We start from the raw sequence: 12,831 nt of genomic DNA on the forward strand, positions 1-12,831 counted from the left end.
CGATAGTGAAGCACGAGATGGTATTGAATGATACTATTTCGAGTGTAATGGGATCGGATTTCATCGAGCAGCTGGGGAGGCAAGCGATCATGGACGTCTACGAGGCGGTCACGAGCCGACGGGCGGTGCGCGGATTCAGCGACCGGCACGTCCCCAGGGAGACGCTGGAGCGCGTGTTGTCCGCAGCGGCCTGGGCTCCGTCCGGATCGAACATCCAGCCGTGGCACGCCTATGTGGTGACCGGCGGGCCACTGGCGGAGATCAAGAAGCGCGCTTGTGAGCGCCTGGCCACAGGGGACCGCTGGGACGAGCCGGAGTACGAGCAGTACCCGCCCGAGCTGAAGTCTCCGTACCGCGAGCGCCGATCCGCCTTCGGCGCGCAGCGCTACGGCGCACTCGGCATCCCGCGCGAGGACCTGGAGGCGCGCCAGAGGGCCGCTTCCGCGAACTGGAACTGCTTCGGCGCGCCCGCCGCCCTGTTCTGCTACATCGACCGCGACATGGGCCCGGCCCAATGGTCCGACGTCGGCATGTATCTGCAGACCGTCATGTTGCTGTTGCGCGCCGAAGGGCTGCACAGCTGCCCACAGATGGCATGGGCGAAGTTCCACAAGACCGTCGCGGAGGTCCTGTCACCCCCGGACGAGCTCATCCTCTTCTGCGGCATGTCGATCGGGTTCGAGGACGCCACGGTGGCCTACGCCCGTACGGGCCGGGCGCCGCTCGCCGAGACGGTCACCTTCGTCGACGGCTGCTGACCCCGCCGGCCCTCGGCCTAACGTTGCCGTTGCCCATATGAGAGAGGCGCAGCCATCTGCCTTCGCTACGCCGATGGGGCAGGGGGCTCCGGTGCCTACGAGGGTGTACCTATGTGACCCATGACGAACTCCAAGGGCAAGGGCGCGAGGCGAGCAGCGATCTACAGCCGGATCAGCCAGGACCGGGGCGGGGCGGAACTCGGGGTCGCGCGCCAGGAGGAGGACTGCCGGGCACTGTGTACCCGCTTGGGGTGGGACGTCGTAGCCGTCTACCCAGACAACGACGTCAGCGCGCACTCGGGAGCTCCCCGGCCAAGTGGCGGGAGCTGTTGGCCGACATCCAGCAGGGCGAGATCGACGCGATCGCGGTGTGGCACGTGGACAGGCTGACACGGTCGCCGCGCGAGTTGGAAGACGTTATTGATCTCGCCGACCGTCAAGGCATCTAGCTTGCCACCGTGAGTGGAGAGATCGACCTTGCGACGCCGACCGGCCGCATGGTGGCCCGCATGCTCGGAGCGGCAGCCCGCCACGAGGCGGAGCACAAGGCCGAGCGGCAGAAGCGACAGCGCCGCCAGGCCGCCGAGGCCGGACGGATAGCCGGAGGAGGGGCGCGCCCGTTCGGATCCTGCGGGACAACAGCTATGACATGGTCCGCTTCCAGGAAAAGCTGAAGTACGGGCGGACCTCGGGCGTCCAGCTCGGCGACTACGACATCGCTCAGTACGCCGGCGCCTTCGGCGCCCACGGCTACCGGGTGGAGACCGAGGAGCAGTTCGCCAAGGTCCTTGGCGAGGCCCTGTCGCGGGAGGCCCGGGTCCAGCCCGGCGTCACCATCATCGACGTGCCCGTCGACTACACCCGCAACACCGAACTCTTCGCCCAGCTCCACGAAGGCGTCCTCGAGTAACCCGCACCCATCGATCACTCGCGGAGGGGATCGGTACCCACCGCTCACCCCAGCTTCCATCCCGTCCGCCTTCGGCCCACACGCCGTGGAGCGGGCGTGGTTCAGGGCGTCAAGGTGGAGCGCGCCACTGTACGAACGACCTTGATCGCCCTGGGCCGCGACTGCTCGGCTCTGCCTGGGCCGAAGGCGGTCGGGATGGGAGCTCCACGACGCTCGCCACGCACCGGCCGGCACCCGCGAACGGTGCCCGTCCATCCCGGTGCCGTAGCGCCCCCGCCGGAGGCATGTCCTTGAGCAGTTGATCAGGTCTCTACTCAGGGCCGTAATTTGCTGCGGCCCCAGGGGCCCGGCCTGGGCGCCGAAGGCGCAGAGGGCCGGGCACAAGGGGCCAGCCCGCGCTTGCGCGGGCACTTGAACCCCGTGGAGAAGGTTGTAACTCAGGCGTGGTCGGAGGAATGTGATCGGAGGAAGGAAACCGGGCTGAGTCATCGGAACTTGAAGAGCAGCGGCGCTCAGTTGGATCCCTGCAAACCAGGCTCAAAGCATCCACATCGCGGCACAGTGGCCGCTGCAGGCTCAGCCCACTCCACTACTGAGTGGACGTCCCGCGAGCCTCCAGGCCCCGGTAGAGGTGTACGTGGCCCGCTCTGCGGCGCCGACCGCCGACGACTCGTAGTGCCGACAGCAGCCATCGCCGCAGCCACCTCGTCCTCGCTCGCGCCCTCCAGCGCATCAGCGATCTGCGACAGTGCCTCGTTCACCCCAGTGCGCGTGACCGCTCGAAGCAGGAGCCGACGCCGCGTTCTTGACCGTCAGCGGCAGCAACTTCTTCCCGCTGTCGCTTAGTTGTGGCCATGTATCGAACTGCGGGCGTACACGTACGAACAACCCCACAGCACCTCTCGCGGTGCTACGTCAGCGGGTGCCGCCGTCGGGGTGCAGGACGACCTTGGTCCAGCCGTTGTCGCGGGCGTCGAAGTGCTGGTAGGCCTCGGGGGCCTGGTCCAGCGGGAGCTCGTGGGAGACGATCCACGACGGCTTGGCCTTGCCTTGCTGGATCAGGTTGCACAGCTGACGGTTGTAGGCCTTGACGTTGGCCTGCCCGTTGCCGACCGACTGGCCCTTGATCCAGAACAGGCCGTAGTCGAAGGCGACCTCTCCGTGCTGGTAGAGCTTGTCGGGACTGCCGGGATCCTGAGGGATGAAGACGCCGACCACGCCGATGGTGCCGGTGAACTTCACCGACTCCACCAGGTTGTTCAGCGTCATATTGGGGTGTTCATGGCCCTGAGGGTCATGGGCCTGGTAGCCCACGCACTCACAGCCGCGGTCCGCTCCCAGACCGTTGGTCAGCTCGTTGATCTGGTCGACGGGCGAGGCCTTTGAGTCGTCGACGGGGATCGCCCCGATCTCCTCGGCCAGGGCGAGGCGGTCCGGGTGACGGTCCACGACCATGACCTGGGAGGCGCTCTTGAGGTTCGCCGAGAGTGCGGCCATCAAGCCGACCGGCCCCGCTCCGTATATCGCAACGGTGTCGCCGGGCTGCAGCTGGGCGAGTTCGGTGCAGTGCCAGCCGGTGGGGAAGATGTCCGAGAGCATTACGTAGTCGGTCTGCTTCTCCCTGGCCTCCTCCGGCAGCACCAGGCAGTTGTGGTCGCCGTAGGGAACCCGCAGGAGCTCCGCCTGCCCGCCGTTGTACGGGCCCATGCCCGCGAAGCCGTAGGCGGCGCCGGCCATCTTCGGGTCCACCGGCGTGGTCAGGCAGAACGCGGTCAGGCCCTTCTCACAGTTCCGGCAGAAGCCGCAACTGATATTGAACGGCAAACAGACCAGGTCCCCGACCCGCACCCGGTCCACACCGTCACCGACCGCGATCACTTCGCCCATGTTCTCGTGACCGAAGACCCGGCCCCTCTCGAAGTCTGTCCGGCCCTCATACATGTGCAGGTCCGAACCACAGATGTTGGTGCTGGTGATCCTCACCAGCACATCGGTCGGTCGTTCGATACGCGCGTCGGGTACATCCTTCACACTGACGGCGCGCGGCCCCTCATAGACGGTCGCCTTCATGACAGCCCCTTGTAATCGCTTCGCCGCACGGTGGCTCCGAGACGGCTGTCCCGGATCGACATCACTGGCCACGCACCACTACCCAACGGGAAATCGCGCGTCATTCCCTCTGAGCCAGGCAACGAGAACCGACACCACAGCAGCATCCGCATTCAGCGCACCGGCGTAACTCTGCGCCTCGCACTACCTGCACTTCGGTGACGGCTCCAGCTGCTCCACCACCGCGCCCTACTCATCAACCCTTCCACTCCCGTCAGGCATGTCAACTGCAGCCCGCCACGATGCGGCACAACGATCAGGAGGCCTTGACCCGGTTGGCACCGTCCCCGCTGGCCCCCTCGTTCACCAAGGGAGGAAGCCAACCGGGCCATCCACAAATCCGCGAGTGCAAGAAGCCCTCCACCACGGCTGAAGCCCGCCGGACACTCGCGCTCACCAGCGAATTCACGTACCAGAGGAACCGCCTGTGATCCCTCAGCAAACCCGCGTTCCCAGACCGGGAACCGACCCAGTCACGGTCTCTACGCTACGAGGGGAGGGTCACCCCTGCGTACGTAACCTCTTTGTATGGCCGATGACTTGGTACAGCAAGCACACTGGGGAAACCCCGAGTTGAGTGGCCGTCCTGCGAGCGGAAGATCGCCGCGGGGATGGTGGTCAACGCCCCCAGCAATGGCCGTCTGTGGCGGCACGACCCACCGAGCGGCCGAGCCAGTTCGGCGACGCCCTCGTGTCCTGCTCCGGATCGATGGAGATCGTGGACATACCCAAGCTCGGCCGGCAGCTCACTTTCGACCTCGACGCGACGGCGACGACGCGGAGAGGGACGGAGCGGGCGGGGGCGGGCATCGACACGATCGCCCCGTTCTGACGTGACGCCCCAGAGCGCCGTGGCGCGAACCCGAGAGCGCGACGCGGTTCTATCCCTAGGATCGTGACCATGGGCCAGCTGCGGGCCCTGTCCACCTGCGTGCAGGCCATTCGATAGGAGCAGGCCGACCGGATCCGGGCCGCCGAGGCTGCGGCTGCCGAGATTGAGGAACTTGTCGCGGAGGTACGCGGCGATGCCCCGTCCGCCGCCCCGGCCGTCGAGGAGGCCCCAGTTCGTCTCGAACGGGTCACTTAGCTACTCGGACGAGTTCAAGGCCGATGCCGTGGCCCTGTACGAGTCCACGCCCGGGGCGACCTACAAGAAAATCGCCGCTGACCTGGGCATCAGCAGGGGCAGTCTGCGCAACTGGGTACTGCGGGATCGTGAACGCCGCGGTGTCGCCGGTGCGGCCAGGCCCTCGGGAGGGAAGCTGTCGGCCGGAGCGACCGGCTAAATCGTTCGACCTCCCCCTATGAATCCAGCCCCAGGCTTACCTTTAGGGTAATAAAATAACTCGTCACGTGAAAATATAGGGAGCTAATTCGAGGCTTCGATGCCTCGAAGATTGGCCGGTGGCCGTTCTTGTATCCGTCCACTCACTCCGACGCCGGGGAAAATGCCCGGATCAGGTGAGAGCCCGTGCACCACTTCCCAGGACGCAATCAACGTTCGATTCCCGTCCGTGCCGGACCGCACCCCGCTGTGGTCTCCGACCTCGCGTCCGGCTCTATCCCGCACATCACCGTCGACCGCCTCTACACAGATATCCACACTGTACGAGGTCACAGCCGACGGGCAAGGCGCATGAGCAGCGGATGCCTTCAACTGCGACCGCTCTGCTCGCTCAACTGTCTGCGAGGGAACGAGCGAAGTCCGCCACCTTCGCATGCTCGGCGGACAAGATTTTCAAAGATCGCTGTTCTTCCTTGATGAGACGGTTCTGGAGATCGGATTCAGCATCGAACCAGATATTCAGGAGGTGAGACTTCTCCTTGCAGGCAACGTCTGCCATCGCCGTCCGGCGCTCCTTTTCGGACGCAGTGGGACTGCTCAGCGGATACTCGCCTGGCGGCGCAAGGGGAGAGGAGTACGTAAATCCCTTCTCCTTCATGCAGATCGACCAGTCTTTTGTCGCCTTGATCACCGATGGGTCGGACTGTGCCTCTTCAAAGCTGCGGACCGAGACGTTACGCGCTGCATCGCTGGCTTCGGTGCGGGGGCGTTTCTTCTCCCATACCCGAACCGCATCGGCGCTGCAGCCGCCTTCTGGCACCTTCTTTCCACTCAAAACCGACACTGTCCCATACAGGACGGGATATGACCGATCGGTGGACGGAACCGGGACGGATGCGGTGGATGGAGGCAGATGATATCCGTAGGCTGCGGCTTGGCCGGGGTCCGAGATCCCATACCGGCGATCGGGAGTCTCACTCGGGTCTGCGCTCGCGGATCGGGCCAGTGCGTATCCAAGCCCGAACCGGCGCATACACCTACGTGTGAGCGCATCCTTCGCTGCGTTGATCAGGCGTTCCTGCCCGGCGCTGTATTCGTACCTAGCGATGGGGAGGGTATGGGTGAAGTTTCTGAAATGAGCCTTCTTGTCGGCGCTCCGTGCCGATGAGCTCGCCGCCGGTAGCGGCTCCGCGCTCTCAACCTGCTTGTCGGAACATGCCGACGTCAGGAGCAACACCGGAATTGTCGCAGCGACGAGAAGAGAAAGTTTTCCCATATATCTCCTTTTGGGAAAGGCCCTGGCTGCGGCGTTCCCGTCAGTCAGGGCCTTTCATTAGAAGTTGTAGCAATCGCTACGTGTGTAGCTCCAACGGAAGGAAGCGTCCTCGTTGTAGGTGTAGTGGAGTTGATCTGCAATCGCGTAATTCGACAGCGTGTCGCAGGCGCCGACGTAGCCGCTGTTGTAGTAAATCGTAACGATGTTGGGACTGTCGTTCAGTGCGCTGGCAGCGTTGTTCTTAACGGGCTGCCCCTGCCCAGAACCCGAAGTCAGGAAGGTGTAGCCGGCCAGGTCGGAGACGTTCGTGTTGAAGTAGGTGCTGGAGCCGGACCTGTTGCTGTTGTAGAACAGTCGAATGCAGCCACCGTGCCCAGCGTCTACACAACCCGTTCCCGCGGAAGCCGAAGCAGGACCTGTCGCGGTAACGATCAGCGTCGCCGCGGCGATCGCGGGGGCGACAACGGAAAGCATTTTTCGAACGTTCAGCTTAATCCCTCACTTCTTACTGTTGATCAAGACGAGGCATTCATATCATGGCCATATCTCTCTCCCTGTAAAGTTCAGGTATAGCTTTCGTTAGGTTCGAGTCAAAGAGATGGTCGAAAGCGCCGCGAGATCGACAAAAATGGCCGTACTGCAATGGGTTTTACGCAATGGTGGCGGGTGACGTAACGAGTCATGCCCTCAGTGGGTGATATGGCCGAAAACGAATCCCAGGAAGGCTGGCCGTCTGCGGAGCGGATGGTACGGACGGCCCGCGAAACCGTGCCGCCATCCTGGGCGGTGGTCGGCGGCACGGCCGGTCGGTTCAGATCCGAGCATGGACGACTACTTCTCTGTGGCTTCCGGCGCTGGAGTGATGCCCGTCGGGCAAGGCGCCCCCCAGTTCGTCGCGAACGAGTCACTTGGCTTGATTCGCGTCCCACCCAGCCTCCCGTGCTTGGTGCCCGGCTGCGTAGGTGGAGATCAGTCAAAGTACGACACTGGTCGGACTCCATGCGAACCGAACCGTCGCTGGGGTTGGCCCGGGCACCCGCAAGTGGCCGAAGGTGGCGCTATGGCTTGAGAGTTCGATCGAGGAACCACTTCATTGCCGTCGTGACCATGGCATTAATGCACGGCTCAGAGAGTATTGCCGGACGGACCTCACTTCACGAGGTCATGGCGCAGCTGCGCCGGCACAGGCCGGTCTTCCACTCCGAGGCCGACCTTCAGGACGGTTTCGCTCGAGTGGTCTGGGAGTTGGTGCCGGAGGTGCAGTTCTGGCTCGAGGTCCCACAGCGGCTATCGGGCAAGGCCGAGTACCTGGACCTGCTGTGCATCGGGCCGGAAGCTCGTACCGCCATCGAGTTCAAGTACTTCACCCGGAGCTGGACGGGCACGGCCGGCACTCCAGCCGAGGACTACGCCTTGAAGGCGCATGCCGCCACGGACCTCGCTCGCCTGCACTTCGTCCGGGACATCGCCCGGCTGGAGCGCTTCTGCCGTCGGTCCGAACAGAACGGCCTTGCACTCCTGCTGACCAACGAAGCGTCCCTGTGGACTCCGCCAGGCCCCGGCCGCCGACCTACCCGTGATCACGACTTCAGGATTCACGAGGGGCGCGAGCTCACCGGGACGTTGCTTTGGGCAGAGGGGACGTACGAGCGGAACACATGCAGGCTGCGAGGTGCCTATCCCCTCGCCTGGGAGCAGCACTCCAGGCAGGATGGACCCGGCGGAGAGTTCCGCTACTTGGCGGTGTTCGTCAGCCCATCGGCCACCGGAGACGCACGTACCTAGTCCCGCCGGAGCTCACTCCCTGAAGCGGAGTGAGTAGTCGCGGAAGATGCTGCGCAGCCCGTCGCGCTCGGTGTCGCGGGCGCGCAGGAAATCTCCGATCAGCCGAAACAGGGCCTTTACGGCCACCTGGTTCTGCTCTTCGTCCAGGCTCTGGTAGGCGCCCGCGCAGGCGGCTCCCGGCAGTGCCAGTTCGATGACCAGGCGCGACCATACGAAGCTGCTCGGGTGCCCGAACTTGAGGGCATTTCAGGCGCCGGGAAGGATCGCTGTAGGCACAGCAGGGGTGGTATTCCAGGCGCTGGCCGGGAGCCCCGCCCCTGGATTGCCGCTCCTCAGACGTCAGGGTGGGGTGGGCAGTCGGGCCTACTGGCCAGTGCCTAGTGGCAAGTCGAGGCTCCTGGCTTACGGATGGGTGTGGGTACCGGGGATGCGTATGACCGCTTCAGTCCCCTGAGGGTCAGCAGGCCGCAGTGCCACCGTGCCGCCTGCTTGCTGAACGGTCTTTGCCACGATGGCGAGGCCCAGACCGCTGCCCGGCAGGCTGCGAGCTGTCGGCGAGCGCCAAAATCGGTCGAACACATGCGGCAACTCGTCGGCGGGAATGCCCGGCCCTTGGTCGCGCACTATCAGGTGGCCGTCGCCGAGGCGGAGGCTCACGGTTCCTCCATGGGGCGAAAACTTGACAGCATTGTCGAGCAGGTTCACCACCGCTCTTTCCAGAGCTGAGGGTTCGGACAACACGTACCAGTCATCCAGGTCGCTGGTGAACTCGAGTTCACTACCGCGGAGCTTCACTCGATCCATGGCGCGCCTTGCCACCTCGTGCAGGGCGACGACGTGAAGGGACGTCTCGTGGGGGTTGACATCTGGCCGGGAAAGTTCCTGCAAGTCGGCTATGAGGGCCGCAAGTTCTCCCACTTGCGACTCAACGGAGTGAAGTAGGTCATTCATGGCCTTTTCAGGAATTTTTCTTCCTGACGTGTGGCTTCTGATCAAGAGTTGGATGTTCGCGCGCAGTGACGTGAGTGGGGTGCGCAACTCGTGTCCGGCGTCAGCGATGAGTTGCTGCTGGAGGTCTCGCGAGGTCGCGAGAGCCTCGGTCATGTCGTTGAAGCTCTTGGAAAGTCGAGCGATCTCGTCATTCCCGTCGGCGGGAATCCGAACTGTCAGGTCTTGTGTGTGTGCGATGTGCTCAGCGGCATCTGTGAGATGTTCCACCGGCCGCAGGCCGGCGCGGCTGATTCCGAACCCGGCCGTGGCCGCGCCGCCGACGCCGACTCCTGCAAAACCGAGCAGGAAGAGGGCGAGACTGTTCAGTGGTTTGTCCACGGCACTGAGGGGTTGCGCGATGGACACCGCGTACTCTCCCGAAAGCCTCGGGGGCATATCGGGATGTGTTGTCGAGACGCGCATCTTCTGCCCATCTTCGGACGTAGCGTCATGCAATGCCGATCCGAGGACGCCGCGCGCGACGGCGAGATCGTTTCCGTCGACCTCAACCTTCTTGTTGCCAGGTGCGACACATACCGTTCCGTCCGCGGTGATGACCTGCACCACGTAGGGGGTGGGAGTGTCGTTGCGTTGATCCGTGTCCGGCAGCTCCCTACCGCACAGACTCAGCAGGTCTTGGACATACCCGGGCGATGCCTGCACGCTCTGCAAGTTCGAGTCCAGCTGGTCAGTCAGCTGCTGACGCGTGACGAGCCATGACGCTATGGCGACTGCACTTACGGCCAAGGCCACGGCCACAGCAGCTGACAGTCCCAGCCGCAGCCGCAGCGTCAGGCCCCGGAACGGGTTCTTCATTTCAGTCGATCCCCCGAGTGTTCACTTCGTGGCCTTGCCGCTACGAGGCAAGCGCTTTACGTCCTGGAAGCCCACCAGCCCCGGCGAACTGCCGAGGCTGCCCCCGCGCGCCAGCAGTAACCTGCGCTCACCGGCCCCCTCATCCACATGCCGAGAGTGTGCGGGATGAATATGAGAGCCATCTGAATGGTCTCGCTCGACGTCGCGCCGGCCAATCTCTCGAGGGGCGCAGACGCATTGAATCGTTTGCTGTGGCGATTGTCGCTGGTGAACTGTGCGTCGCAAGTGCCGGCGTCGCCCGACATTGATCTTGCGGCGGACGCCTCGGAAGGCGCGAGAGCCAGCCGTTCCTCCGCCGCTTCGACTTGGACACCGGCCGCCCGTGAGCTATGACCGGACCGTCGCTGGACGTTGCCGATGCCCGGACGCGGGGTCAGCCCACCGCGACGCCGTACGGACTGGCTCCCACGGTCACCGTCGCGAGGACCTTGTGGGACGCGGGGTCGATGACCGTGAGGGTGCCCGCACCTTGGTTGGTGACATAGATCGCGCGGTCGGTGACCTCCAGGTTGAAGGGGTCGGTGCCGGGAGGGCCGACGTTGATGGTCGCCGTCACACGGTGGCTGCCCGTGTCGATCACGGAGATGTGCCCCGGGCCGAGGTCGGCGGAGTAGGCGAGACGGTCGTCCGGGCTGATGGCCACGTCGAAGGGGCCCTGGCCGACGGTCACGGCAGCCGACTTGCCGGTGCGGGTTGCGATGGCGAGGACATGTGTTCCGACTTCGTCGGCGACGTAGGCGGACTTGCCGTCCCTGGTGACGGCGACGGCAACGGGAGCATGGCCCGCTGCGAGCGTACGGGTGACCCGGCGGGTGCGGGTGTCGATGACCGAGAGGTTGCCTGCCCCGGAGTTCGCCACATAGACCGTGGCGCCGTCGCCGCTGAAGGCCACATTCAGCGGCGATCTGCCGACGGGAACGGTGGCGGAAGCCTGGTTGGTGCTGGTGTCGATCACCGACACGGTGTTCGAGCCGCCGTTGGCGACATAGACCGACTTGCCGTCAGGGCTGAGGGCGAGACCCGTGGGGCTCTTGCCGACGGGCACTTTCGCCACGATCTTCCGGCTCCGGGTGTCGAGGACCGAGACCTGCGCCGAACCGCTGTTGGCGATGTACAGGTGTGCGCCGTCCTTCGTGACGGCGACGCCTTCGGGCGCCGTACCGGCCGGCACGGTCGCGATGACCTTGTTGGTGCCGGCGTCGATCACCGAGACGGTGTTGTCCTGTTGGTTCGTGACGTAGACACGGCTGGCGGAGTCGGCGCGGGCGAGCTCGCCGGGCACCCGGGTGGCGTCCTGGCGGTCCCGGACGTCGGCCGTACAGGAGACCAGCAGCATCCCGAGGCAGGTCACGACGACGAGCCGGTACGTTCCGCCGCGTGGCCGTTGGCCGCCGGCTCGGGTCCGCAGGGCAGAGAACATCTGGCCTCCTGTACGCAGTGCGATGGTGGGATCCGGCCGCTGGGCGGCCTCCGGACCGGCCGGGCGGCCGGATCAGGTCAGGAGCCCGCGGGCGTAGTAGTCCTTGTCGTCCCGGACACCGGGGAGCGCGAAGAAGTAACCCCCGCCGCGGGGGCTGATGTACGGCACCAGTGCTTCGTCTTCCAGCCGGGTCTGCATGGTGACGTAGGTGTCGAGCTCCTGCTGGAAGCAGACGAACGCGTGCCCCATGTCGAGTTCCGGAAGGTTGGGACTGCGGTCGTAGTCGTAGCTGCGGCGCAGGATGGTGCTGGTCGCCGCGGTCTGCGGAGTCTGCGGGTTGGCCAGGCGGATATGGGAGTTGAGCGGAGTGATGAGCCCCTGAGGGTCATTGGTGTAGATGGGGTCGAGAAGATCCGAGACGTCGTCGCCCACCGCATACATTGGGGCACCGCTTGCCTTGCGGCGGCCGAAGATCCGCTCCTGCTGGGCGACGGGCACCTTCTGCCAGGCCTCGATGAAGAAGTGCACGATACGCACCACGTGGTACGTGCCTCCCGCAGCCCATTGCGGTTCGGCGCCCTTGGGCTGCACCCAGACCACCTGGTTCAACTGGGATTCGTCGGCGAGATCCGGATTGGCGATTCCGTCCTTGAAGCCGAACCAGTCGCGCCGGACACCGACGGGACGCTCCGGATTGCGCTGGCCGTCGATGCGCCAGCGCAACTTCATGGCGGACTTGGTGTGCGTCAGGATGTCTATCAGCGCGTGCACGGTCGTGTCGCGGTGGTCGGCGCAGATCTGCAGCAGCAGGTCGCCCTGGCTCAGCGCCGGGTCCAGGTCGTCGTGGCGGAACGCCTTCATCGTGACGAGCTGCACCGGCTTGCGCGGGCCCAGTCCGTAACGGTCGTCGAAGAGGGACGCCCCCACCCCGACGGTCACCGTGAGACCGTCGGGGACGATCTTGGGGCCCAGGATGCCGTTGTCCGACGGCGCCGCGGTGGAGGGCACGTTCGCCGGTGTCCCGCCTGCGGTGAGGAAACGGGCCCGTGAGGTCAGGGTGCGGAACAGTTCGGTCAGTTCCTTGCGACTGGAGGCGGTCACGTCGCACGAGACGAAGATCGCGTCCTGTTGCGGCAGCGTGGCGATACCTGCCTGGTGACTTCCGTGGAAAGGGATCACGCGGGAATGCGGCTCTGCGGTCTGCCGGCCCACTGTGCCGGCTACGGCCACGCCATCACCCACGACCGCTCCACCTGCCGCCCCGGCGAGGCCCGCGGCGGATCCCTGCAGAAACGACCGCCGGGCGATCCCGCCGAACGGACACCCTCCGCCACTTCGGACGCCGCCCACCGGGACAGATGACTCATCAGGTATGACTTGCTCCATGGCTGAATCGTTACAGATTGCGACATGTCAGTCGTA

Annotated in this window: 10 protein-coding genes and 2 pseudogenes; 6 read left to right on the forward strand and 6 right to left on the reverse strand. The window is 65.0% G+C overall.

All coding sequences use genetic code 11. The annotated features are described in order from the left end of the window. Positions 1–89: 89 nt before the first annotated feature. From ACFYXB_RS02715 to ACFYXB_RS02725, 3 genes and pseudogenes are all read left to right on the forward strand, one after another. Positions 90–758: a nitroreductase gene (locus ACFYXB_RS02715; protein ID WP_389577436.1), complete on the forward strand. Its 669-nt coding sequence runs from the start codon at positions 90–92 to the stop codon at positions 756–758. Positions 759–878: 120 nt separating this feature from the next. Further along, positions 879–1,432 (forward strand): annotated as a pseudogene (locus ACFYXB_RS02720) (recombinase family protein). Further along, positions 1,408–1,668: a thiamine pyrophosphate-dependent enzyme gene (locus tag ACFYXB_RS02725; RefSeq protein ID WP_389577006.1), complete on the forward strand. Its 261-nt coding sequence runs from the start codon at positions 1,408–1,410 to the stop codon at positions 1,666–1,668. Before ACFYXB_RS02720 ends, ACFYXB_RS02725 begins: the two are co-directional and overlap by 25 nt. A 915-nt stretch (positions 1,669–2,583) precedes the next feature. Here the strand turns inward: ACFYXB_RS02725 and ACFYXB_RS02730 are convergent. Continuing rightward, positions 2,584–3,738 (reverse strand): glutathione-independent formaldehyde dehydrogenase, encoded by a 1,155-nt coding sequence (locus ACFYXB_RS02730; protein ID WP_351344428.1) that lies wholly within the window; start codon positions 3,736–3,738, stop codon positions 2,584–2,586. A 682-nt stretch (positions 3,739–4,420) separates the two neighbouring features. On the opposite strand from ACFYXB_RS02730, the gene ACFYXB_RS02735 reads away from it, so the two are divergent. Both ACFYXB_RS02735 and ACFYXB_RS02740 read left to right on the forward strand, forming a co-directional pair. Next, a complete protein-coding gene (locus ACFYXB_RS02735; protein WP_389577008.1) occupies positions 4,421–4,609 on the forward strand; it encodes a hypothetical protein in 189 nt (62 codons plus the stop codon). A 193-nt stretch (positions 4,610–4,802) separates the two neighbouring features. Then, a pseudogene (locus ACFYXB_RS02740) lies at positions 4,803–5,030 on the forward strand (transposase); the annotation flags it as partial. 423 nt (positions 5,031–5,453) lie between these two features. Here the strand turns inward: ACFYXB_RS02740 and ACFYXB_RS02745 are convergent. Beyond that, positions 5,454–6,338 (reverse strand): hypothetical protein, encoded by an 885-nt coding sequence (locus ACFYXB_RS02745; protein ID WP_389577010.1) that lies wholly within the window; start codon positions 6,336–6,338, stop codon positions 5,454–5,456. A gap of 57 nt (positions 6,339–6,395) precedes the next feature. Further along, positions 6,396–6,812, reverse strand: a complete 417-nt coding sequence (locus tag ACFYXB_RS02750) for a peptidase inhibitor family I36 protein (protein ID WP_389577012.1) — start codon at positions 6,810–6,812, stop codon at positions 6,396–6,398. 690 nt (positions 6,813–7,502) lie between these two features. On the opposite strand from ACFYXB_RS02750, the gene ACFYXB_RS02755 reads away from it, so the two are divergent. Further along, a complete protein-coding gene (locus ACFYXB_RS02755; RefSeq protein ID WP_389577014.1) occupies positions 7,503–8,123 on the forward strand; it encodes a hypothetical protein in 621 nt (206 codons plus the stop codon). Positions 8,124–8,525: 402 nt separating this feature from the next. On the opposite strand, the gene ACFYXB_RS02760 is transcribed toward ACFYXB_RS02755, so the two are convergent. The 3 genes from ACFYXB_RS02760 to ACFYXB_RS02770 all read right to left on the reverse strand — a co-directional run bounded on the left by ACFYXB_RS02760 (position 8,526) and on the right by ACFYXB_RS02770 (position 12,795). Beyond that, positions 8,526–9,929 (reverse strand): sensor histidine kinase, encoded by a 1,404-nt coding sequence (locus ACFYXB_RS02760; RefSeq protein WP_389577016.1) that lies wholly within the window; start codon positions 9,927–9,929, stop codon positions 8,526–8,528. Between the two features lie 433 nt (positions 9,930–10,362). Then, complete coding sequence (locus ACFYXB_RS02765) at positions 10,363–11,409, reverse strand: beta-propeller fold lactonase family protein (RefSeq protein ID WP_389577018.1); 1,047 nt, start codon at positions 11,407–11,409, stop codon at positions 10,363–10,365. A gap of 72 nt (positions 11,410–11,481) precedes the next feature. Continuing rightward, positions 11,482–12,795 (reverse strand): Dyp-type peroxidase, encoded by a 1,314-nt coding sequence (locus ACFYXB_RS02770; RefSeq protein WP_389577020.1) that lies wholly within the window; start codon positions 12,793–12,795, stop codon positions 11,482–11,484. Between the last annotated feature and the right edge of the window lie 36 nt (positions 12,796–12,831).

The organism is Streptomyces sp. NPDC002619 (assembly GCF_042889305.1).
In the GTDB taxonomy this organism is placed as follows: Bacteria; Actinomycetota; Actinomycetes; order Streptomycetales; family Streptomycetaceae; genus Streptomyces.

Coding starts and splice junctions, on each gene's coding strand:
- ACFYXB_RS02765 (WP_389577018.1), bottom strand. CDS start 11,409: ATGTTCTCTGCCCTGCGGACCCGAGCCGGCGGCCAACGGCCACGCGGC.
- ACFYXB_RS02730 (WP_351344428.1), bottom strand. CDS start 3,738: ATGAAGGCGACCGTCTATGAGGGGCCGCGCGCCGTCAGTGTGAAGGAT.
- ACFYXB_RS02715 (WP_389577436.1), top strand. CDS start 90: ATGGACGTCTACGAGGCGGTCACGAGCCGACGGGCGGTGCGCGGATTC.
- ACFYXB_RS02725 (WP_389577006.1), top strand. CDS start 1,408: ATGGTCCGCTTCCAGGAAAAGCTGAAGTACGGGCGGACCTCGGGCGTC.
- ACFYXB_RS02755 (WP_389577014.1), top strand. CDS start 7,503: ATGGCGCAGCTGCGCCGGCACAGGCCGGTCTTCCACTCCGAGGCCGAC.
- ACFYXB_RS02750 (WP_389577012.1), bottom strand. CDS start 6,812: ATGCTTTCCGTTGTCGCCCCCGCGATCGCCGCGGCGACGCTGATCGTT.
- ACFYXB_RS02745 (WP_389577010.1), bottom strand. CDS start 6,338: ATGGGAAAACTTTCTCTTCTCGTCGCTGCGACAATTCCGGTGTTGCTC.
- ACFYXB_RS02770 (WP_389577020.1), bottom strand. CDS start 12,795: ATGGAGCAAGTCATACCTGATGAGTCATCTGTCCCGGTGGGCGGCGTC.
- ACFYXB_RS02760 (WP_389577016.1), bottom strand. CDS start 9,929: ATGAAGAACCCGTTCCGGGGCCTGACGCTGCGGCTGCGGCTGGGACTG.